Below are 237 nucleotides of genomic sequence, written 5' to 3'. Positions count from 1 at the left end.
ACGGAGCCTGGGCGGACGCGCTGAAGGCGGCCCATTCCGATCTCAGCGCCGCGGATGCCGCCATAATCGTCGGCGCCACAAAGAGCGAGATCACCAGGAGGGCGGCGTTCCAGGCGGTGTCGGCCCAGGACAAGGCGAGGCTGGCCGCGATCGAGGCGGAGATGCCGCGGCAGCCGGGGCAGAGCAACGGAGCCTGGGCGGACGCGCTGAAGGCGGCCCATTCCGATCTCAGCGCCG

At 71.3% G+C, this 237-nt stretch carries 1 pseudogene; it reads left to right on the top strand.

Going from position 1 to position 237, the window contains the following annotated elements:
* Nucleotides 1-237 (top strand): annotated as a pseudogene (locus AC0L17_RS34760) (hypothetical protein); the annotation flags it as partial.

This window comes from Mesorhizobium sp. WSM4829, assembly GCF_055811475.1.
The sequence above is the reverse complement of the archived record's forward strand: the minus strand, read 5'-3'. Positions and strand labels throughout refer to the sequence as shown.